We start from the raw sequence: 22,665 nt of genomic DNA, 5'->3' as shown, positions 1-22,665 counted from the left end.
GGGGGACGCTCTTTTTATCAGTTGCTGCTGGACAGCGTTATATCAGCGACACTGCCCGGTTCAACAGTTGGTCGAAGCCCCAGCAAGGGCGCGATCCGGCGGATCATCTCGGCGGCGACGGGCACAGCCGTCCAGCCTGCCGTGCGGCGTGGTTTTTCACCCGATGTTTCAACAGGTTCGTCCAAGGTCACGATCAGCACATATTTGGGATCATGCGCGGGGAACATGCTGGCAAAGGTGTTGATCACCTTGTCTTCTAGGTATCCACCACGGGGGCCGGGTTTATCCGCCGTACCGGTCTTGCCGCCCACCTGATAGCCGGGCACCTCGCCAAAGCTGGCGGTGCCTTCGGTCACGACGGCGCGCAGCATCATCCGGGCGTCGGCGGCGGCGCGTTCAGACATCACCCGTTCGCCCAGTTTTGGACCATTTTGTTTCAGCAAGGTCGGCACGATTTTGCGGCCACCATTGGCAATGGTTGCGTATCCAGCGGCAAGATGCATGGGGCTGGAGGACAGACCGTGCCCATATGAAATCGTGACCGAGCTTAGCTCTTCCCAGCGTTTGGGCAGCAAGGGCTTGCCGCCTGATGCTTCGACAATCTCGAACGGGGTGGGTTCAAAGAAACCAAGGCTTTTCAGGAATTCTTGTTGCCGCTCTGCGCCGATTTGCAAGGCCAGACGCCCCGAACCGCGGTTTGAGCTGTTTACGATGATGCCGGTAACCGTCTGTTCGCCGTAGTTTTTATTATGAAATTCACCGATCCGGAAGCCGCCGACTTTCATCGGGCCAGAGGTATCAATAACCGTGTCAGCCGTCACCAATCCCAGATCAATCGCCTGTGCGGCGGCGAAAATCTTGAACACCGATCCCAGTTCGTACACCCCTTGGACCGAACGGTTGAACAGTGGGCTGTCCGACGCGTCCCCGGTGATGGCCGCATGCGGGCGGTCATTTGGGTCAAACGATGGCAAGGACACGGCGCTGATCACCTCGCCCGTGCGCACATCCATCAAAACCGATGTCGCGCCTTTGGCGTTCATCAGCTTCATGCCGCCATACAAGATGCGTTCAGACGCGGCCTGAACCGTCATATCCAGCGACAGTTCCAACGGTTTGTTTCCGTTTGCGGGGTCGCGCAGATAGTCGTCAAAGTATTTTTCCGCACCGGCAACGCCGATCACCTCGGCCCCGTGTACGCCCTCTTTGCCAAAGCTGGCACCGCCCATGATATGCGCGGCCAAGGCACCGTTGGGGTACAGACGCATGTCACGCGGGGCAAACAGCAGGCCCGGTTCACCGATTTCATGCACGGCTTGCATTTGCTCGGGGCTGATTTTCTTTTTGATCCACAGAAACTTACGTTTCCCGGTAAAATCACGCACCAGCCGTTCCTGATCCAGATCCGGGAACACCTTCATCAGTTTTTTCGCCGCGCGTTCCGGATCAATCATGTGATGCGGTTGCGCGTATAGCGCGTGGGTCTCAAAATTCGTGGCCAGCAGGTTGCCGTTGCGGTCAACGATATCGGCACGGGTGGCCGAGATGACGGAACCGGGGGCCGCCGCGCGCGGTTCTGTCGGGTCGGTCGTCGCCATGACGCCCATACGCGCGCCGACAACAGTAAAGGCGCAGAAAAAGAACACGCCCAGCACCAGCAACCGCCCTTCGGCGCGCTGGCGGGCGCTGTCGCGCATCTGTTCATGGCGAATGCGTGTGTTTTCACGTTCGATCGCGTCGGGGTTTTCGCCTTTTTGGCGGGCCTCAAGGATACGGGCCAATGGACGCAGCGGTGTGCGGATCATTCGGTGGCCTCCATCGTTGAGACATCGACGCCTTGGGTGATTTCAAACAGCGGCAGTTCGGGCAGCGGCGGATAGCCGACCTGATCAATCGCGCCAAACTGATCGGGGTGCAGCGGCAACAGGCCCAGCCGGTCAAAGTTCAGCTCGGATAGATCGCGCAGACGCTCTGGCCGGTTCAGATAGGCCCATTCGGCACGCAATACCGCCAGCCTGCTATGGGCTTGGCGGATTTCCTGGCGCAATTCGTCCGTATCGCTGAGCGCTTGTTGCGTGGCATAGTTTTCGCGGTAGGCCCAAAAGGCCAAGCCAATGACAGACAAAGTGGTCAGAACGTAAAGCACGGCTCTCATGACTGTATTCCTTTGACCATGGGCATGCCGAGCGATTTAGCATCAACCGAACCGGCAGGCGCATCGGTGCGAATGGCAACCCGCAATTTGGCCGACCGGCTGCGCGGGTTTTCCTCGAGCTCTTGCGCGTCAGGCCCGATGGCCTTGCGTTTGAGTATCTTGAATTGCGGCGGCACGTGCGTCGCCTCGGGCGCAAAGCGGTTGGCGTTGCCCCCTGCCCCTGCACGCGCCGTAAGGAAGCGTTTGACCATCCGGTCCTCGACCGAATGAAAGGTCACCACAGCCAGTTGCCCGCCGGGTTTCAGCGCACGTTCTGCGGCCATAAGCCCCTCGAACAATTCGCCATATTCGTTGTTCACCGCGATGCGCAGCGCCTGAAAGCTGCGGGTCGCAGGGTGCGATTGACCGGGTTTTGAACGGGGCAAGCATCCCTCGACCAGCCCTGCCAATTGAAAGGTCGTGGTAATTGGCGCATCTTCGCGGGCGCGGACAATCGACTTGGCAATGCGGCGGCTGGCGCGTTCTTCACCGTATTGGAACAGAATATTCGCGATGGTTTCTTCTTCGGCCTCGTTGACGATGTCAGCGGCGGACGGACCTTGCTGGCTCATCCGCATGTCCAGCGGGCCGTCGCGCATGAAGGAAAAGCCGCGTTCGGCCAGATCAAGCTGCATTGATGACACGCCCAGATCCAGCACAACCCCGTCAAGGTCTTGGGCATAGGTGTCCATTTTGGAAAACACGCCCTGCTGCATGACGATCTTGTCGCCATATGCCGCCGCCCAGCTTTGCGCCATTTCGAAGGCCAGCGGGTCACGGTCCACGGCAATTACCTGATCCGCACCGGCATCGATCAAACCACGGGTATAGCCGCCTGCACCAAATGTGCCATCCAGCCAGCGCCCCGTGACGGGGGCAACTGCTGCCAAAAGGGGGCGTAGCAGAACCGGCGTGTGAGGGGCTGAGGGGGTATCAGAGGCAGCGGTCATATCGCTTATGCCCCCGGCTTACCGTCCAGGAAGGCCATGGGATCGAAGTCTTCTGGCAGGTCATCCAGCCATTCTTCTTCGCGGGCTTTTTCCTCGGTCTCATAGGTTTCGGGCTTCCAAATCTGGAACGTGTCACCGGCAGCGATAAAAAACGCCTCGCCTTCCAGATCAATTTTGCTGCGTAGTTTGGCAGGCAGGACCAGACGGCCGGTTTCATCAACAGATGTCGGGAAAGATTGGCCGTGGAACAGACGTTGCAACATTTTGCGTTCCATCGATCCACGCGGCAGCGCGTCGATTTTATCGTCGACCTCGTCAATCGCCTGCATGGTATAGCATTCAAGATAGCTGCGACGGCTGTCGCCATAGACGATTACCAGCTCGGGCGTGCCGCCGTTTTGCCAATTCGGGTCACCGGCTTCCAACACACGACGAAAAGAGGCTGGGATAGACACCCGCCCCTTCGTATCGACCTTGTGTTGGCTTTCGCCTCTGAACCTGCGGCTCACGTGTGTGTCCCTGACTATGACGCGCCTTGCGCCTAAAATTTCGTTTCCCCGGCGGTAAATGTAAAAACGGCGGGTTGATCTGCTGCCACTGATCAACCCGCCGCCGTCCCGCTTTGCGGGGAAGTCCGACTGCGCGCGCCACCTGGGGGGATGTCTGCTCGCTCACGCGCCGGATTCTTGGTCTGATGAAAGCGAGGTGCCTGTATGAACCTGCTAGAGTTTTATTTGGTCGATGGGGTCGTTTGGTGCCCCTTGTCTCGTTCTCATCCGATGCACTAGGGATGCCATGGGAATTCATGGGCGTCTATAGTTTTCTTTGGGAAAAGACACAGGATATGGTTTTGCACAGGGTTACAAAACAACATGTAGGATATCTTTAAGGCCAAAATATCACTTCATGATGGGAGAACTTCACATTTAGGCACAACATGTAGTGATACCTGAATTGATCCAAAATTTCCCATCAAATCCCAATAAAAATAAACCCTCAGATTTATCCACAAGGAATGTTCGTGCCTTGTTCTTGAATTAGGCAATACTGTGCAACCGCTTTCAGGGGTAAATACATCAATTCTCATGCAAATCGGCGGCTTATGGCCGAATCACCTGACCGCCGGCAAAGCAGGCACGTCGATAATTCCCATGAAGTCCCACGAGGGGGATCACCGGAAGCCATAAAGTGAGAAAATTTACGGTATAGAGGTGTTACGCGGATCAGTGGCGATGCGCGGCGCTATAAAGCGAATATAACCGCCTGCAGGGGCGACGGCCCTCTTAAGCCATCCCGCCCTTGATCAACCCGTCTGCGATGCGGGCGTAGGCCTGCGCCATCGGGCCATCGCCCGCTGCAATCGGCGTACCCGCGTCACCTGCAAGCCGCGTTTCCAGATCAATGGGCAAACTACCCAAAAGCGGCACGCCAATCTTCTTGGCCTCGTCCGCGACACCGCCATGGCCAAAAATCTCATGCTCGGACCCGCAATCGGGGCAAACGAACATCGACATATTCTCGATCAGGCCAAGCACGGGAGTCTTGAGGGTGTTGAACATGTCGATGGCCTTGCGCGCATCAATCAGCGCCACATCCTGCGGCGTCGACACAATGATGGCCCCCGACAATTCCGACTTGGTACAAAGGGTCAGTTGCACGTCGCCCGTACCGGGCGGCAGATCAACCAACAATACGTCAAGCTCGCCCCACTCGACCTGCCCCAACATCTGCTGAAGCGCGCCCATCAACATCGGGCCACGCCAAACAACGGCCTTACCCTCTTCCATCATAAAGCCGATCGACATCAAAGTGACGCCATGGGCGTGCAGGGGAATGATCGTCTTACCATCCGGCGACGCGGGGCGTTTATTCACCCCCATCATGCGCGGCTGGCTGGGCCCGTAAATATCTGCATCCAACAACCCGACCTTGCGCCCTGCCCGCGCCAAGGCCACGGCGATGTTGGAACTGACGGTTGATTTGCCAACGCCACCCTTGCCGGACCCGATGGCCAGAATACGCTTTACCCCCGTCGGTTTGGTTGGTCCGTCTTGAGGCTTCGGATGGCCGCCGATCTTGAGGCTGGGTGCCGGTGCCTTGGGGGCCGGGCCGTGGGCCGTCAGGGCAACGGTAACTGTGCCCACACCCTTTATCGCCTTCACCACCTGCTCTGCCGCGTCGCGCAGGGGGGCCATCTGCGCGGCGACTTGCGCATTCGGTGCCTCGATCACAAACCGGACGGCATCACCCTCAACCGTCAAAGCGCGGACCAAATCATGCGCAAGGATGGATTTCCCATCCGGCAAGGTGACTCGCTGCAGTTCCGCTTCGACTTGGGCTTTGGTGATCGGCATCGACTTTTCCTTCTAAACAACAGCTTTGACATGGCAGTTTCTACGTAAATCACAAGAGGGCGTCACAGTACTGCGCATATCGCCAGCAAACCCGCCAAATTTCGCCTAAAAATTAGCCATTTCCGCAATGTTTGTGCTGCATAGCAGCATTGCAAAATTTTTTATTGTGCAGATGCAGCAATTAGGTCAAAAAGGTTTCAGGAAAGCGCTAGTCGCTAACCAACAGAAAGACCAGACGCATCCATCCTCCTCCCGGATGTTTCTGTTTAGGCGGCGACACCTTCCTCCTCCCTGGTGTCGTCGCCATTTTTTTATTTTATCGCAAATTTTCAGGACGTTACGTCAACTTTTCGTATGCATTTGCTGCATAGCAGCATTGTCGATCTGTCTATTGTGCAGGTGCAGCATCTTCCTACATATTGGTCACAACAGAACGAAACGCAGATCAAATGAAAGAGGTGCTGAGATGGCATACCTTAACGCAACTACCGCTCCTTCCCTGGCAGATCGCTTTAACGCCGTCATGTCCATGATCGCCACGCGCCGCAAGCAGGCTCGTGTTTATCGCGCCACTTTCAACGAGCTGAGCTCCTTGTCGAACCGCGAATTGGCCGACCTCGGCATGTCGCGTTCGCAAATCCGCAGCATCGCTCTGGAAACAGGCCGCAACGCTGCCTAAATGAATTGAGATCGGACACACGCTTCCTCCCGGATGTGTGTCTGTAAAAGGCCCGCGGTTTCTTCCTCCTCCCTGAAACCAAAGGCCTTTATAAACGTCTCCTTCCTCCTTTCCTCCCGATTGGATTGGAGACGTCGATAAAGTCGGCGGTGCTTTCCTCCCAAAGCACCGCCGTTCTTGTATCTGGAGGATGCATATTCCCTGCGTTTCGCTTTGAGCCCGTCATTTATGTGTCGGTGTAGGGTCTGCTGTGCGGGACACTACTGCCATTCATCGGACGAGCGCTACAGCTGCGAACTCTGCTTTGCCCTCATCAATGCCACCCGTGAAACTAGCAACCGTAATTGGGTCATCTACATCTGGAAAATGATAAACGGCATTGACGCAAAACGGTCCGGCTCCAGAGTGGCCAATTGAACGGCCGATACCATCAATGGACCCCGACATAAGCCCCAGAGCGTATCCGCATTGGGACCACGGCCGACCGGGCAGTGGGCCACCAAGCAGCTTTGTGTCAATCATCAGTCTCAGAGTATCGCGCCGCAACAGGTCACCTGAGAACAAACCGTGAAGCAGGCGCGCGGCATCAGCCGCATTGCCAATAAGACAACCATGGTACACCCAGAGAGGATCGTAATTTGCAGCCGCGTGCCAATGTAGTTTTGTAAACTGCTCACGCGTATCTGCAAACTCAATGCTATCGAGGTGCAAAGGCCTACAGATCATGGAAGAAACAACCTGCCCAAGCGATTGCCCGGTTGCATCTTCGATCATGTCCCGGACAAACATGTAGCCAATGTTTGAATAAGACCACCCTTGTTCCGGCTCGAATAGCATCCCTTTGGACAAAGACAAATCCAGCATTTTTTCGCGGGACCAAGGAGCTTCATGTGCGCGCACTGCTCGTCCGTATTCCGGAAATTGGCCATAGTCTGGCAGGCCGGATGTATGCGCTAGAAGTTGACGACATGTATAGGCAGCGCCTTTAATTGGCGCATCCAAATCTAACACGGAATCTTCGCACAACTTCAGTGCGCAAATCGCAATCGTCGTTTTAGTGAAACTCCAGTAAGGAAATATGGCTGACTGAGACCCTCTGCTGCCTTCATTTCCGGAAGAGCTGATCCAATGGGAGCATGTGTTTTCGGTTCTCATATGTGATGTGTTTGGTCTTTGGGTAAAAATGTCAATGTGGGGCTCAAACCTGACCTTCACAATCCGCGGAAAATCAAGTGAACCCGGTAACAGATCAGAAAGCCAGCGCCGGCTTCCCCCTACCCCCGTTCAGCACGTTTGCTAGGCAACCCCGGCCAACACCGATCCAAAAAACTACACCCGCGGAAAAATCTGTTGGTTTTGCCCGTCAGCCGTGGTTAAACCTGCATATTACCTTGGCAATAAAGGCATTGCGCGCTGCTGCTTGGGTGAGCGGAGCCTTTCTGCTCACACTCCGGCCCTTACCGGCCCCGCGCGTGCAACTGGCTCCTTTCATATGTCATCAGGCGGCGCGCCGCCAAAGTCGAAGGGTAAAATCATGCTACACAACGATAATCTTGAACAATGGGACCGCGAGAATTTCTTTCACGCCTCCACCCATCTTGCTGAATTCGCACGGGGCAACATCCCACAGCGCGTGATCAAAACCGCTTCCGGCGTGCATATCGAGGACCGCGATGGCAACCGGATGCTGGATGCTTTCGCCGGATTGTACTGCGTGAACGTCGGCTATGGCCGCCCCGAGATCGCCGAGGCGATTGCCGATCAGGCCAAGGAACTCGCCTATTACCATTCCTATGTCGGCCACGGCACCGAGGCGTCGATCACCCTTGCGAAAATGGTGATGGACCGCGCGCCCGATCACATGTCCAAGGTGTATTTTGGTCAGTCCGGGTCCGATGCGAACGAGACCAATGTAAAATTGATCTGGTATTACAACAACATACTGGGTCGCCCGAAGAAGAAAAAGATCATCTCGCGCTGGCGTGGCTATCACGGTTCGGGCCTGATGACCGGATCGCTGACGGGTCTGGATCTGTTTCACAAGAAGTTCGATCTGCCCCTCGCGCAGGTGATTCACACCGAGGCACCGTTCTATTTCCAGCGCAAGGATCTGGGGCAAAGCGAAAGCGAATTCGTCGCCCATTGCGTGGCCGAACTTGAAGCGATGATTCACGCCGAAGGGGCCGACACCATCGCCGCCTTTATCGGTGAACCCGTTTTGGGCACCGGCGGCATCGTACCGCCCCCTGCCGGCTATTGGCCCGCCATCCAAGAGGTGCTGGACCGTCACGACATTCTGCTGGTTGCAGATGAAGTTGTGACCGGTTTTGGCCGTTTGGGCACGATGTTCGGGTCCGATCACTATGGCATGCGCCCCGATCTGATCACGATTGCCAAGGGCCTGACGTCGGCCTATGCGCCGCTGTCCGGGTCGATTGTGTCTGACAAAATGTGGGCAGTGCTGGAAAAAGGCACCGATGAGAACGGTCCCATCGGCCACGGCTGGACATATTCCGCACACCCCATCGGGGCCGCTGCGGGTGTGGCAAACCTCGAATTGATCGACAAGCTGGGATTGATCGAAAACGCTGGTAGCGTCGGCACATATCTGAACACGCAAATGCGCGCCGCCCTTGCCGACCACCCCCATGTGGGCAACATCCGTGGCGAAGGGATGCTGTGCGCTGTCGAATTTGTGGCCGATAAAGACAGCCGCACCTTCTATGCCGCCGCCGACAAGATCGGGCCGCAGATCGCTGGTAAACTGCTAGAGCAAAGCAATGTCATCGCCCGCGCCATGCCCCAAGGGGACATTCTGGGCTTTGCCCCGCCGTTCTGCCTGACCAAAGAAGAGGCTGACCAAGTCGTTACCGCGACCCATCAGGCCGTGACGTCCGTTCTGGGCTAAACTTGCGCTGACATCTTCATGGGGCGTGGCATCGACCGCGCCCCATGATCCAATCCTTTAAAACGGTACGTCGTCCGATCCGGTCAAAAACCGCGACACGACCTTTTTGATCCCGGCTTTTTCAAACTCGACCTCCAACTTGTCGCCTTCGATCCCGATCACCGCGCCATATCCGAATTTCTGATGGAACACGCGTTCACCCATGGTGAAACTGCTGACCGCCGCCATATCAATGGTGACATTGCGCGTTTCCTTGGGCTGGCTCATCCCGCGATCATTGCTGCGCGATTGCAGACGCCGCCAACCGGGGGAATTGTAGACATTCGCCTCGGCGACCTTTTCATGCAGGTCGGATTTCGGCATGGCAGCACCATACCCCCCACCATAAAGGCCGGGCGGGGTCAGTACCTCCACATGCTCTTCGGGCAGTTCGTCGATAAACCGCGACGGCATCGCGCTTTGCCATTGCCCAAACACCCGCCGGTTCGCCGCGAATGAAATGGTGCAAATCTCCTCGGCCCGCGTGATGCCGACATAGGCCAAGCGGCGCTCTTCCTCGAGGCCCTTGATACCGCTTTCATCCATGGACCGTTGCGAGGGGAACAGCCCGTCCTCCCATCCCGGCAGGAACACGGCGGGGAACTCGAGGCCCTTGGCGGCGTGCAGCGTCATGATCGACACTTTCTCGCCCTCACCGTCCTGTTCATTGTCCATAATCAAGCTGACATGCTCCAGGAACCCTTGCAGATTTTCGAACTGTTCCAAGGCCTTGACCAATTCCTTGAGGTTCTCAAGCCGCCCCGGTGCCTCGGGCGTTTTGTCGTTCTGCCAGAACCCCGTATAGCCGGATTCGTCCAGAATAACCTGCGCCAACTCGACATGGCTCATCTCGGGCGGGCCGTATTCATAGCGGGTGGTCGGCGCGCCATCATCAATCACAGAATTATCATCAATCTCGGTGCGGATGCGCGGCCCACGCGCCATCTCGCCCCAGCGTTCGATGCCGTCAATCAGCAGGCGCAACTGTGCGGCCCCCTTGCCACCGATCCCGCCATTGGCCAGTAAGATCCGAGCGCCTTCGACAAGGTTCACGCCGTTTTCACGGGCGGTCTTCTGGATATTCTGCTGCGCTTTGTCGCCTAGCCCACGTTTGGGCGTGTTCACAATCCGCTCAAACGCCAGATCATCATCAGGCGATGTCACGACGCGGAAATAGGCCATCACATCGCGGATTTCCAAACGCTCGTAAAAGCGCGGTCCACCGATGACGCGATAGGGCAAACCGATGGTCAAAAACCGGTCTTCAAACGCGCGCATCTGATGCGAGGCACGCACAAGAATCGCCATATCGTCCAGCGAATACTGTCGCAAATCACGGGTGCCGCGCTGCATGGATTCGATCTCGTCGCCGATCCAGCGGGCCTCTTCCTCGCCATCCCAATGGCCGATCAGTCGGACCTTTTCACCGTCCTGCGCTTCGGTCCACAGCGTCTTGCCCAACCGCCCTTCGTTGCCCGCAATCACGCCGGATGCAGCGGCCAGAATATGCGGGGTGGACCGATAGTTCTGTTCCAGCCGCACCACATGAGCCCCGGGAAAATCCGTCTCGAACCGCAGGATATTACCCACTTCGGCCCCACGCCAGCCATAGATCGACTGATCGTCATCGCCCACGCAACAGATATTTTTATGCCCCGACGCCAGCAAGCGCAGCCACAGATATTGGGCCACGTTGGTATCTTGGTATTCGTCCACCAGAATGAATTTGAACCAGCGCTGGTATTGCTTCAACAGGTCCTCGTGGGTCTGGAAAATCGTCACCATGTGCAGCAGCAGATCGCCGAAATCACAGGCGTTCAGCTCTTTCAGCCGCGCTTGGTACTGCGCATAAAGCTCGGTGCCGCGGTGGTTGTACAATCCCGCATCCGCACTTGGTACCTTTTCTGGCGTCAGCGCGCGGTTTTTCCAACCGTCGATAATCCCCGCCAACAGGCGCGCGGGCCAACGTTTGTCGTCGATATCCTCGGCCCTGATCAACTGCTTGAGCAAGCGCAACTGATCGTCCGTATCCAGAATGGTAAAGTTCGATTTCAACCCCACCAGTTCCGCATGACGGCGCAGCAGCTTGACGCAAACCGCGTGGAAGGTGCCCAGCCACGGCATGCCCTCGATGTTTTGCCCCAACATGCCGCCAACGCGGTTCTTCATCTCGCGTGCGGCTTTGTTGGTAAAGGTCACCGCCAAAATCTCGTTCGGGCGCGCGCGACCGGTGTTCATCAGATGCACGATCCGCGCGGTCAGCGCCTTGGTCTTGCCGGTGCCCGCCCCCGCCAACATCAACACCGGGCCATCCATCTGCTCAACGGCGGCGCGTTGTGCCGGGTTCAGCCCGTCCAGATAGGGTTGCGGGCGCGCGGCCATGGCACGCGCTGATAAAGATGCGCCCTCAAAGGCGTCCATTTCGTCGAAATCATTCATGGGCCATAACCTAGCGCGCAAAACCGCCAAATGAAAGACACGTTCGCAAAATGTTCTGGGTAAGAATATGCGCAATGGTGCCCCCATTATCCGGTGCCATCCAGCCCCCTTCCTTGCAAAAGGCGGCTGGACAATAGCCCCACGCCCTGAGCAAATACGCCCATGGATTTACACGCAAACTACCCTGAATTAGCTGACCTGCGCCGCCGCGCCAAACGGCGTATCCCGAAATTCGTCTGGGAATATCTGGACAGTGCCACAGGGGCTGAGGCCACCAAACAGCGCAACCGGCAGTCGATGGACCACATCGGGTTTATGCCATCGATATTGCATGGCGAATTCACCCCCAACCTGACAACCCCCTTGTTTGGGAACGACTTTCCCCTGCCCTTTGGCATTGCACCCATCGGCATGTCCGGCCTGATCTGGCCCGATGCCGAAGGGCATCTGGCCCGTGCCGCCGCCCGCGCGGGTATCCCCTATTGCCTGTCCACAGTCGCCACCCAAAGCCCCGAAGACCTTGCCCCCCATATTGGCGAAAACGCGTGGTTTCAGATGTACCCGCCCCGCGATCCGGACATTCGCACCGACATGCTGAACCGCGCCAAAGCGGCAGGTTTCAACGGGCTGATCCTGACCGTCGATGTCCCCGTCGCCAGCCGCCGCGAACGGCAAACACGCTCCGGCCTGACCAATCCGCCCCGTCTGACGCCACGCTTGATGGCGCAGGTTGCGATGCGGCCTACTTGGGCTGCGGGCATGGCACGACGCGGGATGCCCCATATGCGGATGCTCGATAAATACAAAAGCACCAGCACCGAGGGCCTGTCCTCAACCGCGCATGTTGGATATCTGCTGCGCACCTCGCCGGATTGGGACTATGTCAAATGGCTGCGCGACGCATGGGAGGGGCCGTTCATCATAAAGGGTGTGCTGCGCCCTGAAGACGCCACCGCGCTGGAAGCCATCGGCGCAGACGCCATTTGGGTGTCCAACCACGCGGGACGGCAATTCGATGCGGCCCCGGCTTCTATCGATATGCTGCCCGCCATTCGCGCTGCCACCACCCTGCCTATCGTCTTTGACAGCGGCGTTGAAACCGGCCTCGATATTCTGCGCGCCTTGTCTTTGGGGGCGGATTTCGTGATGATGGGCCGCGCGTTCCACTACGCGTTGGCGGCCCTCGGGCCACAAGGCATCGATCACCTGATTGATATCTTTACCAAGGATCTGATCGCAAACATGGGCCAAATGGGCAGTAAAACACTGCGCGATTTGCCTCAGCCTGTCGATCTTGCGCAGCTCGACTTGTTTCCAAATGGCCTAAAATCCCCGCCGGAGGCATAAACTTCCTTGCACCTTGCGGCAAACAAACGCAACTATGCTGCACTGCCGCAAAAACCAACCCGGGCCCGGCCCCTCCGGCCGCGCCCCAGTCAGCGTAACCAAGGCGAGGCCCGATGACCGACTTCAAAAAAATTCTGATTGCTAACCGTGGTGAAATTGCCATTCGCATCATGCGCGCGGCAAATGAGATGGGTAAAAAGACAGTTGCCGTCTTTGCCGAGGAAGACAAACTTGGGCTTCACCGTTTCAAGGCTGACGAAGCGTACCGGATTGGCGCAGGGTTGGGACCCGTGGCGGCATACCTGAGCATTGATGAAATTATTCGCGTCGCCAAAGCCTGCGGTGCGGATGCGATCCATCCGGGATATGGTCTGCTGTCAGAAAACCCTGATTTCGTGGACGCCTGCGAACAAAACGGCATCACCTTTATCGGGCCACGCGCTGAAACCATGCGCGCCCTTGGCGACAAGGCCAGCGCGCGCCGCGTCGCGGTCGAGGCGGGCGTGCCCGTTATCCCCGCCACCGAAGTCTTGGGCGACGACATGGATCTGGTGCGCAAACAAGCGGCCGAAGTGGGCTATCCCCTAATGCTCAAGGCGTCTTGGGGCGGCGGCGGGCGCGGCATGCGGCCGATCAATTCCGAGGCAGAGCTTGAGGAAAAAGTCCTTGAAGGCCGCCGCGAGGCCGAAGCCGCCTTTGGCAATGGCGAGGGCTATCTGGAAAAGATGATCCTCAAGGCCCGCCACGTCGAGGTGCAAATTCTGGGCGATAAACACGGCGAGATTTACCACCTGTTTGAGCGCGATTGCTCCGTGCAGCGCCGCAATCAAAAGGTCGTTGAACGCGCCCCTGCCCCCTATCTGACCGAAGAACAGCGCGCCGAGATTTGCGAATTGGGGCGCAAAATCTGCGCCCATGTGAATTACGAATGTGCGGGTACGGTCGAATTCCTGATGGATATGGATGACGGCAAATTCTACTTTATCGAGGTAAATCCCCGCGTTCAGGTCGAACACACCGTCACCGAAGAAGTCACCGGTATCGACATCGTGCAGGCACAAATCCTGATTGCCGAAGGCAAAACCATCGCCGAAGCGACGGGCAAAGCCAGCCAAGCGGATGTGCAATTGAACGGCCACGCGCTGCAAACGCGGATCACGACAGAAGACCCGCAAAACAACTTTATTCCCGATTATGGCCGCATCACCGCCTTTCGCGAGGCAACCGGCATGGGTATCCGTCTGGACGGCGGCACCGCCTATTCCGGCGGCGTGATCACGCGTTATTATGACAGTTTGCTGGTCAAGGTTACCGCCAAGGCGCAAACGCCCGAACAGGCCATCGCCCGCATGGACCGCGCCCTGCGCGAATTCCGTATCCGTGGCGTCAGCACCAACATCGCCTTTGTCGAGAACCTGCTGAAGCACCCGACGTTCCTCAACAACACCTACCACACCAAATTCATCGACCAGACGCCGGAGCTCTTCACCTTTAAAAAGCGCCGCGACCGCGCGACCAAGGTACTGACCTATATTGGCGACATCACCGTGAACGGGCATCCTGAAACCAAGGGCTTTGAACGCCCCGCCGCCACCGTGCGTGCCCCCATGCCCCCCGCGCCAAATGCCGAGCCGCAGATGGGCACCCGCAACCTGCTAGAGCAAAAAGGCCCACAAGCCGTTGCCGATTGGATGGGCCAGCAGCGGCAATTGCTGATCACTGACACCACCATGCGCGATGGGCATCAGTCGTTGCTGGCGACCCGGATGCGCAGCCATGACATGATCAAGGTGGCCCCTGCCTATGCGGCCAATCTGCCAACGCTTTTCTCAATGGAATGCTGGGGCGGTGCGACCTTTGATGTGGCTTATCGTTTCTTGCAAGAATGCCCGTGGCAGCGTCTGCGCGACCTGCGCGCCGCAATCCCGAACGTCATGACGCAAATGCTGCTGCGCGGATCGAACGGCGTCGGATACACCAACTACCCTGACAATGTGGTGCAAGAATTCGTGCGCGTCGCCGCGACCGAAGGCGTGGATGTCTTCCGCGTTTTTGACAGCCTGAACTGGGTTGAGAACATGCGCGTGGCCATGGATGCCGTGATTGATAACGGCAAAATCTGCGAAGGCACGGTGTGCTATACCGGCGACATCTTTGACCCGGATCGCTCCAAATACGACCTGAAATATTATGTCTCTATGGCCAAAGAGCTCAAAGCCGCCGGTGCCCATGTCTTGGGTCTTAAAGACATGGCCGGCGTGTTGAAACCGAACGCGGCCAAAGTACTAATAAAGGCGCTGAAATCCGAGGTTGGCCTGCCGATCCACTTCCACACCCACGACACGGCTGGCGTTGCCATCGCCACGATCATGGCAGCGTCCGAGGCGGGCGTTGATGCTGTCGATTGCGCGATGGACGCGCTGTCGGGGAATACATCTCAGGCCACGCTGGGTTCTGTTGTCGAGGCGCTGAAGCACACCGACCGCGACACTGGCCTGTCGATGGGCGCAGTGCGCGAGATTTCAAACTATTGGGAAGAAGTCCGCGGCGAATACGCGGCATTCGAGACCGGTATGCAGGCACCGTCCTCCGAAGTGTACCTGCACGAAATGCCCGGTGGCCAGTTCACCAACCTCAAGGCGCAGGCCGCGTCGATGGGGCTGGATGACCGCTGGCCCGAGGTCGCCAAGACCTATGCTGACGTGAACCAGATGTTTGGCGATATTGTTAAGGTCACGCCATCGTCGAAGGTTGTGGGCGACATGGCGCTGATGATGGTGTCCCAAGGGTTGACCCGTGACCAAGTCGAAGACCCCGATGCGGAAATGTCCTTTCCTGATAGTGTCATCGACATGATGCGCGGCAATCTGGGCCAACCTCCGGGTGGGTTCCCTGCCAGCATCGTCGACAAGATCCTGAAGGGCGAGAAACCCAACACCGACCGCCCCGGCGCGCATCTGCCCCCCACCGATCTTGAGGCAACCCGCGCCGACCTGAAAAAACAGCTTGAAGGGGTCGATATCGAAGACGACGATCTGTCGGGCTATCTGATGTATCCCAAGGTGTTCCTTGATTACATGGGCCGCCACCGCACCTATGGCCCCGTGCGGGTCCTGCCCACGCGCACGTTCTTTTACGGCATGGAACCGGGCGAGGAAATTACCGCCGAAATCGACCCCGGCAAAACGCTAGAAATCCGCCTGCAAGCGCTGAGCGAAACCAACGAGGATGGCGAGGTCAAAGTGTTCTTTGAACTGAACGGCCAGCCCCGCGTCGTGCGTGTGCCAAACCGTCTGGTCAAAGCAACCACGGCACAGCGGCCCAAGGCCGAAACCGGCAACCCCAACCACATCGGCGCACCAATGCCCGGGGTTGTAGCTTCGGTCGGGGCAGTCGTGGGGCAGCACGTTAAAGCGGGCGATTTGCTGCTGACCATCGAAGCGATGAAGATGGAAACCGGCATCCACGCCGAACGTGATGCCGTCGTCAAAGCGGTGCATGTCACCCCCGGCGGCCAGATCGACGCCAAGGATCTGCTGGTAGAGTTGGAGTAGGTGCCATGCGCCTCTCCGCCCTCACTCTGATCGTTCCCAGCTATGACGAAGGCATCGCATTCTACTGTGGTGTTATGGGGTTTGAGCTGACCCAAGACGAGGACCAAGGCCACAAACGCTGGGTCCGCGTCACCCCACCAGGTGGCGACACGGGGTTTATCCTGGCCCAGCCGGGGGACGCTGCGCAACGGGCGGCCATCGGCAACCAAGGTGGCGGTCGCGTCTGGCTGTTTCTGGAAACCCAAGACTTCGCCGGTGACCACGCGCGCCTTTTGGCCGCTGGAGTGGTCTTCGAAGAAACGCCTCGCCATGAGCCTTATGGTACCGTTGCCGTCTTTCGCGACGCTTTTGGCAACCGCTGGGATCTGATCGAACCGCGCTGAACATTGCTTGGAAGTGGTCCACACCCCTTCCCGACCGGTCAGATGCAATCTGTCGCATTGTTTGGTGCCCGATCTGCCCTAAATTAGGAATGTACCACAGGCTAACCGGACCCGCCCCATGCCCTATGAATGGAAAACTGCGCCAACGGCCCACCGGCAGGAATTGCGGCTTTGGCCGCACCAGTCACTGCCGCCCAAAGGGTTTGCCGCGTTCATTCTGGTGACATTTACGCTGATCCTGATCCCGACGCTGCCCTTGCTGGGCACAGCGCTGCTATGGGGCTTGCTACCCTTTGTGCTGGCGGCGGTGGCGGGCATGTATTTCGCCCTGCAAGGCAACCATAAATCCCGCCAGATCGAGGAGGTGTTTACCCTCACCGACGACACGGTTCACCTGACCCACACCACGCCAAAGGGCGATGTCAAAGAATGGGACTGCAACCGCTATTGGACGGTTGTCACGAAATACGAGAAAGACGGCCCCGTGCCCCATTATGTCACCCTGCGCGGCAAGGGGCGTGAGGTCGAGATCGGCAAATTCCTAAGCGAGGAAGAGCGGATCGCCCTGTTTGACGAACTGAACCGCGCGCTGCTGCGGGCTTAGCTCAGGCGGTCTTTGACCTTGGGGCCAACAGCGCCGAAATCCATCTGGCCGGTGTATTTGCCCTTAAGCAGGCCGATCACCTTACCCATGTCACGGATCGAAGTTGCGCCAACTTCGGCAATGGCATCATCCACAGCTTTGGCGCTTTCTTCCTCGGACAACTGACGGGGCAGGAATTCTTCGATGATCGCAATTTCTTCGCGCTCGCGGTCAGCAAGGTCCAAACGACCCCCTTCCTCATAGGCGCGCACCGATTCCATCCGCTGTTTGGCCATCTTGCCAAGGATCGCCAGAACCTCAGGGTCGCCGACACCGTCATCCCCACCATCTGCGCGCGCAGCGATGTCTTTGTCCTTGATGGCAGCGTTGATCAAACGCAACGTAGACAGCCGGTCGGCGGCCTTGTCTTTCATCGCCTGTCTCATCGCGTCCGTGATGCGTGTGCGCAGTTCCATTGCTATCGTCCTTCGACCAATGCGGTGTAAGCTGCCCAACATAGACAATTCCCACAAAACAGGCAATGGTTCAGACCTCAGGTAAGCCACTGTTTTAAAACGATATATCATTTTTCGCATGGTATTGACCCGGCCCGCCCACGGCTTTAGATTGCACCCGTTTAGCCCCACCTATCTGCCTTCGGAGGCCCCTCCCATGACTGCGCCAGTATCCACCCGCCCGACCGCCTGCCTAGCACTTGCGGACGGATCGATTTTCTACGGCATGGGGTTTGGTGCAACCGGGCAAACCGTGGCAGAGCTGTGTTTTAACACCGCCATGACCGGCTATCAGGAAATCATGACCGATCCGTCCTATGCTGGGCAGATTGTCACCTTTACCTTCCCCCATATCGGCAACACCGGCACCAATCCCGAAGACGACGAAACCGGTGATCCGGTCGCGGCGGGCATGGTTGTTAAGTGGATGCCGACCGACCCCAGCAGCTGGCGCTCGGTTCAGCCGCTATCCGAATGGCTGGCCAGCCGGGACCGTATCGCAATCGGCGGTATCGATACCCGCCGCCTGACCCGCGCCATCCGTCAGCAAGGCGCACCCCATGCCGCCCTAGCCCATGACCCTGACGGCAATTTCGACATCGAAGCATTGGTCGCAGCGGCCCGCGGCTTTGCAGGCCTTGAAGGTGCCGATCTGGCCAAAGACGTGACCTGCGCCCAGTCGTACCGCTGGAACGAGATGCGGTGGGCTTGGCCCGACGGGTATGCCCCGCAAACCGAGGCAAAATACAAGGTTGTTGCCGTGGACTATGGTGCCAAGCGTAACATCCTGCGCTGTCTCGCCTCGGCTGGCTGCGACGTGACTGTGTTGCCTGCATCCGCCACATATGAAGACGTGATGGCCCATAATCCCGATGGCGTATTTCTGTCCAATGGCCCCGGTGATCCGGCGGCAACAGGCGTGTATGCCGTCCCGATGATCAAGGAAGTCATTGCGAAAACCGATCTGCCAGTGTTCGGGATTTGCCTTGGCCACCAGATGCTTGCGCTCGCTCTGGGCGGCGAAACCACCAAGATGAGCCACGGCCATCACGGTGCCAACCATCCTGTTAAAGACATGGAAACCGGCAAGGTCGAGATTACGTCGATGAACCACGGCTTTGCGGTTGATGCGCAGTCGCTGCCAAATGGCGTTGTCGAAACCCATCGGTCGCTGTTTGACGGATCGAACTGCGGTATCCGCATGGAAGGCCGCCCTGTCTGGTCTGTCCAGCACCACCCCGAGGCAAGCCCCGGCCCCCAAGACAGCTTTTATCTGTTTGAACGTTTTGCCGCTGCGATGGCCGAACGCGACCTTCAGACCGCCTAGTTTATCTGCTGTTAAGGGCTGATTAAGCCTACCCGCTGCATCCTGACCCCTTGTATCTAGGGGGATTCGCGGTTGAGCGATCTACATCTGCAATTTACCACGCCCGAACCGGCGGCACCTGCCCAAGCGCAGCTGCCGTTGGGCCGGATACTGGTGAACTCAGGCGCGATTGATCAGGCCGATCTTATGCGCGCCCTGCAAGATCAGGAACGGCTGAACGTGCCTTTGGGCGAATGCCTGATTGCAAGCGGTGCCATTTCCCCTGCACAGCTATGCGCCGCGCTGGCCGCGCAACATAACCTGCAACATATTGATCTAGCCGTTGACCCGCCAAAACCCGCCATGGCGCAGCATCTGGATCCCCATGACTGTCTGATATACGGCATCGTGCCGTGGCGATCCTTGGGCGACACGATCATGGTCGCCATCAGCAATCCCGATCAATTTGAAAACATCGCCCCATCGCTGACCCGTGCGGGGGTTAGCCTGCTGCCAGTGGTCGCCGACAAAAGACAAATTTCCGAAAGCATTACAGCGCTTTACGGTACCGAGCTTGCCCAACGTGCGGCCATTCGTGTGCCCCCGATTGAAAGCTGCCGCACCTGGCGTGCAGATGCCAAAAGCCGGCGCGCATGGGCCATGGGTATTCTCGCGTTAATGGCCATCGTGTTGGTGTTGGAACCGGCTTGGGGCTTTACCCTGATCCTGTTGTGGGCCCTGTGCAGCAGCGTGATGATAGTATCGTTGCGCACAGTCGCCCTGTTCACCCATGTCTTCTTGCAAAAAATTCCGCCGCGCCCCCCGCCGGCACACGAACCGGGTCGTAATTTTCATCCCCATGTGTCCGTGCTGGTGCCCCTATTCCGTGAAAAGGAAATCGCCGGGGCGTTGATCACGCGGCTTGTAAAACTGACCTATCCCAAATCGCTGCTCCAGATCGTGCTGGTGCTTGAGGAAGGCGATGATATGACCCGCGACACCATTGCGCGCACCACACTGCCCGTCTGGTTTGACGTGATCGAGGTGCCGCAGGCGAATAATCTGCGCACAAAACCCCGCGCGATGAACTATGCTTTGGACTTTTGCAAAGGCAGCATTATTGGCGTTTGGGATGCCGAGGACGCACCCGAAGTAGATCAAATTGACCGTGTCGTGAGCCATTTTGCCAACGCGCCCAAGAATGTCGTCTGTGTTCAGGGAATGCTGGACTATTACAACGCGCGCACCAATTGGATTTCGCGCTGCTTTACCATCGAATATGCCGCGTGGTGGCGGGTTGTTCTGCCCAGCATTGCGCGGCTTGGGTTTATCGTCCCTTTGGGTGGGACGACGCTTTTTTTCCGCCGCACCGCGCTTGAGGAACTGCGCGCTTGGGACGCCCATAACGTGACCGAAGACGCCGATTTGGGCGTCAGGCTCGCCCGGCACGGCTACAAAACCGACCTTTTGCCCACCGTCACCTATGAAGAGGCGAATTTTCGCGCTTGGCCTTGGGTCAAACAACGCTCCCGCTGGCTCAAGGGGTTTTTGACCACGTGGTGCGTGCACATGCGGCAACCGCTCAAGCTGATCAAACAGGTGGGGTTTCTGCGTTTTCTCGGCCTGCAGATCCTGTTCTTGGCAACGGTCAGCCAATTCCTCTGCGCGCCGCTGTTATGGACACTTTGCGTCACCTTGATTGGCCTATCCCATCCGGTCGAAACCGTCCTTGGCACGCCAATGCTTTTGGGGTTGTTCTATTACTTTATCTTTGCCGAGCTTATAAACATCTCAATCGCGCTTTGCGCGGTACGCGGCAAAGAACACAGGCATTTGATACCTTGGTCGTTCAGTTTGCCGTTTTATTTCATACTAGGAACATTCGCGGCTTATAAGGCCTTGTACGAATTCATCTTTCACCCGTTTTATTGGGACAAAACCGAACACGGCGTACCCCATAAAACGGACGAAAAGACCAAGCTCGCAAGCCCTGCCCCCACCGGTTAACCTTCTTCTTCGCGCCGCGCTGCCTCTTGCTTGAGGCGGGTCGTGAAGGCGACCGAGATATGCAAACGCAGCGCTTCGTCCGCACCATCCTCATCGCGCTGTTCGATCATACGCACGATTTTGTCATGCTCTGCCTGCGCGATGTGACCGCGCCCCTCGACCGCGAGGGATGATGTCGCCATCAACGCCATGGATCGGTGCACCAAATCCAATTGCTGCACCAAATATCTATTGTGCGACGCCAGATGAATTTGTTTGTGAAACCGTCGGTTTGCCCGCGCCAATGCCGCCGGATCATCGCGCAGGTCATTATCCGCCTCGACCATATCGCGCAGCACGCGAACTTCTTCGACGGTGGCATGGCGTGCTGCTAGCCGCGCGGCCAGCCCCTCCAGCTCTCCGCGCACGACATACAATTCCGCCGTTTGGTTATGATCCAGCGATGCCACGATCAGGCTGCGACCATCGCGTGCCAGCAATGATTGTGTCTCAAGCCGTTGTAATGCCTCGCGAATGGGCGTGCGCGAGACACCGAACCGTTCCGCCAACTCGCTTTCCACCAAACGATCCCCCGGCCTGTAGGTGCCCAAATCGATCGCCTCTAGGATCATGGCATAGGCATCTGTCGGTCCGGGTCTGGGCGCGCTCATCGGGTCACTTTCATTTTGGTTGGGTGCACTCTATCCCCCGCGTCCATTTGCGCAAGCCCGCGATCTTGCGCATGGCTGCGACGAAGCGTAGCTAGGGCATATGCCAAAGCACGCTTTTTCTCACGTGGATACATGGGTCTTTGACCTTGATAACACGCTTTACCCGCCCTCGGCCCGCCTGTTTGACCAGATCGAACAGCGGATGACCAGTTGGGTGATGAACGCCCTTGATGTGGACCATGCCCGCGCCAATTATCTGCGCAAACATTACTGGCACAGCTACGGCACCACGCTGGCCGGGTTAATGCGTGAACATGGCGTGGACCCCGGCCCCTATCTGCACGACGTGCACGATATTTCATTTGACGCGCTGATGCCCGACCCGTTGTTGGCCGACCGCATCCGCGCCCTGCCCGGTCGGCGCATTATTTTCACCAACGGCACCGCGCCCTATGCCGAACGCGTGGTCGCGGCGCGCGGTTTGGACGGGGTATTTGATGCCATCTATGGCGTTGAACATGCTCAGTTTTTGCCCAAACCCGAACGCGCCGCGTTCGAGCATGTTTTCACCACAGACAAACTGGACACCACCAAGGCCGTGATGTTCGAGGATGACCCGCGCAATCTGGCGGAACCGCATGCCATGGGCATGGGCACGGTCCATGTCGCCCCAGAGCCTGAGGCCGCGGACCACATTCATTTCCACACCGATGATCTAAGCACTTTTCTTGGGCGGATCACGGGCTAGCTTTCGGGG

At 57.8% G+C, this 22,665-nt stretch carries 18 protein-coding genes; 9 read left to right on the top strand and 9 right to left on the bottom strand.

Annotated elements, in window-relative coordinates; all coding sequences use genetic code 11:
• Window positions 1-17: 17 nt before the first annotated feature.
• The 5 genes from AADJ11_RS09635 to AADJ11_RS09615 form a co-directional block, all read right to left on the bottom strand.
• The gene (locus AADJ11_RS09635; protein ID WP_341234296.1) at window positions 18-1,805 is read right to left on the bottom strand and encodes a penicillin-binding protein 2; all 1,788 of its coding nucleotides are present in this window, start codon (window positions 1,803-1,805) and stop codon (window positions 18-20) included.
• Complete coding sequence (locus AADJ11_RS09630; protein ID WP_341234295.1) at window positions 1,802-2,155, bottom strand: cell division protein FtsL; 354 nt, start codon at window positions 2,153-2,155, stop codon at window positions 1,802-1,804. The genes AADJ11_RS09635 and AADJ11_RS09630 overlap by 4 nt, the downstream gene beginning before the upstream one ends.
• Window positions 2,152-3,144, bottom strand: coding sequence for a 16S rRNA (cytosine(1402)-N(4))-methyltransferase RsmH (gene rsmH, locus AADJ11_RS09625; protein WP_341234294.1), 993 nt, complete (start codon window positions 3,142-3,144; stop codon window positions 2,152-2,154). The genes AADJ11_RS09630 and rsmH overlap by 4 nt, the downstream gene beginning before the upstream one ends.
• A gap of 5 nt (window positions 3,145-3,149) precedes the next feature.
• Window positions 3,150-3,653, bottom strand: a complete 504-nt coding sequence (mraZ, locus tag AADJ11_RS09620; RefSeq protein WP_341234293.1) for a division/cell wall cluster transcriptional repressor MraZ — start codon at window positions 3,651-3,653, stop codon at window positions 3,150-3,152.
• Window positions 3,654-4,427: 774 nt separating this feature from the next.
• Window positions 4,428-5,498, bottom strand: a complete 1,071-nt coding sequence (locus AADJ11_RS09615; protein ID WP_341234292.1) for an Mrp/NBP35 family ATP-binding protein — start codon at window positions 5,496-5,498, stop codon at window positions 4,428-4,430.
• A 466-nt stretch (window positions 5,499-5,964) separates the two neighbouring features.
• Here AADJ11_RS09615 and AADJ11_RS09610 point away from each other — a divergent pair, with 466 nt between their 5' ends.
• On the top strand, window positions 5,965-6,177 hold the full coding sequence (locus AADJ11_RS09610) for a DUF1127 domain-containing protein (RefSeq protein ID WP_093915878.1): 213 nt from the start codon (window positions 5,965-5,967) through the stop codon (window positions 6,175-6,177).
• Window positions 6,178-6,447: 270 nt separating this feature from the next.
• On the opposite strand, the gene AADJ11_RS09605 is transcribed toward AADJ11_RS09610, so the two are convergent.
• On the bottom strand, window positions 6,448-7,332 hold the full coding sequence (locus AADJ11_RS09605) for a serine hydrolase domain-containing protein (RefSeq protein ID WP_341234291.1): 885 nt from the start codon (window positions 7,330-7,332) through the stop codon (window positions 6,448-6,450).
• Window positions 7,333-7,711: 379 nt separating this feature from the next.
• Between AADJ11_RS09605 and AADJ11_RS09600 the strand changes: the two genes are divergently transcribed.
• The gene (locus tag AADJ11_RS09600; RefSeq protein ID WP_341234290.1) at window positions 7,712-9,085 is read left to right on the top strand and encodes an aspartate aminotransferase family protein; all 1,374 of its coding nucleotides are present in this window, start codon (window positions 7,712-7,714) and stop codon (window positions 9,083-9,085) included.
• 57 nt (window positions 9,086-9,142) lie between these two features.
• Here AADJ11_RS09600 and AADJ11_RS09595 read toward each other — a convergent pair whose 3' ends face one another.
• Window positions 9,143-11,563 carry a UvrD-helicase domain-containing protein gene (locus tag AADJ11_RS09595; protein ID WP_341234289.1) on the bottom strand — a complete coding sequence of 807 codons (2,421 nt, stop codon included), beginning with the start codon at window positions 11,561-11,563 and terminating at the stop codon, window positions 9,143-9,145.
• 162 nt (window positions 11,564-11,725) lie between these two features.
• On the opposite strand from AADJ11_RS09595, the gene AADJ11_RS09590 reads away from it, so the two are divergent.
• The 4 genes from AADJ11_RS09590 (at window position 11,726) to AADJ11_RS09575 (ending at window position 17,451) form a co-directional block, all read left to right on the top strand.
• Window positions 11,726-12,910 (top strand): alpha-hydroxy acid oxidase, encoded by a 1,185-nt coding sequence (locus AADJ11_RS09590; protein WP_341234288.1) that lies wholly within the window; start codon window positions 11,726-11,728, stop codon window positions 12,908-12,910.
• A 113-nt stretch (window positions 12,911-13,023) separates the two neighbouring features.
• Window positions 13,024-16,464 carry a pyruvate carboxylase gene (locus AADJ11_RS09585; RefSeq protein ID WP_341234287.1) on the top strand — a complete coding sequence of 1,147 codons (3,441 nt, stop codon included), beginning with the start codon at window positions 13,024-13,026 and terminating at the stop codon, window positions 16,462-16,464.
• A 5-nt stretch (window positions 16,465-16,469) separates the two neighbouring features.
• Entirely contained in the window at window positions 16,470-16,847 is a 378-nt protein-coding gene (locus tag AADJ11_RS09580) for a VOC family protein (protein WP_341234286.1), read from the top strand.
• A gap of 118 nt (window positions 16,848-16,965) precedes the next feature.
• Complete coding sequence (locus tag AADJ11_RS09575) at window positions 16,966-17,451, top strand: DUF2244 domain-containing protein (protein WP_341234285.1); 486 nt, start codon at window positions 16,966-16,968, stop codon at window positions 17,449-17,451.
• Here the strand turns inward: AADJ11_RS09575 and AADJ11_RS09570 are convergent.
• Window positions 17,448-17,906, bottom strand: a complete 459-nt coding sequence (locus AADJ11_RS09570) for a GatB/YqeY domain-containing protein (protein WP_341234284.1) — start codon at window positions 17,904-17,906, stop codon at window positions 17,448-17,450. The genes AADJ11_RS09575 and AADJ11_RS09570 overlap by 4 nt on opposite strands.
• A gap of 196 nt (window positions 17,907-18,102) precedes the next feature.
• Between AADJ11_RS09570 and carA the strand changes: the two genes are divergently transcribed.
• Both carA and AADJ11_RS09560 read left to right on the top strand, forming a co-directional pair.
• The gene (gene carA / locus AADJ11_RS09565; protein ID WP_341234283.1) at window positions 18,103-19,272 is read left to right on the top strand and encodes a glutamine-hydrolyzing carbamoyl-phosphate synthase small subunit; all 1,170 of its coding nucleotides are present in this window, start codon (window positions 18,103-18,105) and stop codon (window positions 19,270-19,272) included.
• Between the two features lie 72 nt (window positions 19,273-19,344).
• Window positions 19,345-21,258 carry a glycosyltransferase family 2 protein gene (locus tag AADJ11_RS09560; protein ID WP_341234282.1) on the top strand — a complete coding sequence of 638 codons (1,914 nt, stop codon included), beginning with the start codon at window positions 19,345-19,347 and terminating at the stop codon, window positions 21,256-21,258.
• On the opposite strand, the gene AADJ11_RS09555 is transcribed toward AADJ11_RS09560, so the two are convergent.
• Entirely contained in the window at window positions 21,255-21,908 is a 654-nt protein-coding gene (locus tag AADJ11_RS09555) for a GntR family transcriptional regulator (RefSeq protein ID WP_341234281.1), read from the bottom strand. The two genes, AADJ11_RS09560 and AADJ11_RS09555, sit on opposite strands and share 4 nt — an antisense overlap.
• A gap of 100 nt (window positions 21,909-22,008) precedes the next feature.
• Here AADJ11_RS09555 and AADJ11_RS09550 point away from each other — a divergent pair, with 100 nt between their 5' ends.
• On the top strand, window positions 22,009-22,656 hold the full coding sequence (locus AADJ11_RS09550; protein WP_341234280.1) for a pyrimidine 5'-nucleotidase: 648 nt from the start codon (window positions 22,009-22,011) through the stop codon (window positions 22,654-22,656).
• Window positions 22,657-22,665 lie beyond the last annotated feature (9 nt).

It is taken from the genome of uncultured Sulfitobacter sp. (assembly GCF_964021855.1).
Lineage (GTDB): Bacteria > Pseudomonadota > Alphaproteobacteria > Rhodobacterales > Rhodobacteraceae > Sulfitobacter.
The sequence above is the reverse complement of the archived record's forward strand: the minus strand, read 5'-3'. Positions and strand labels throughout refer to the sequence as shown.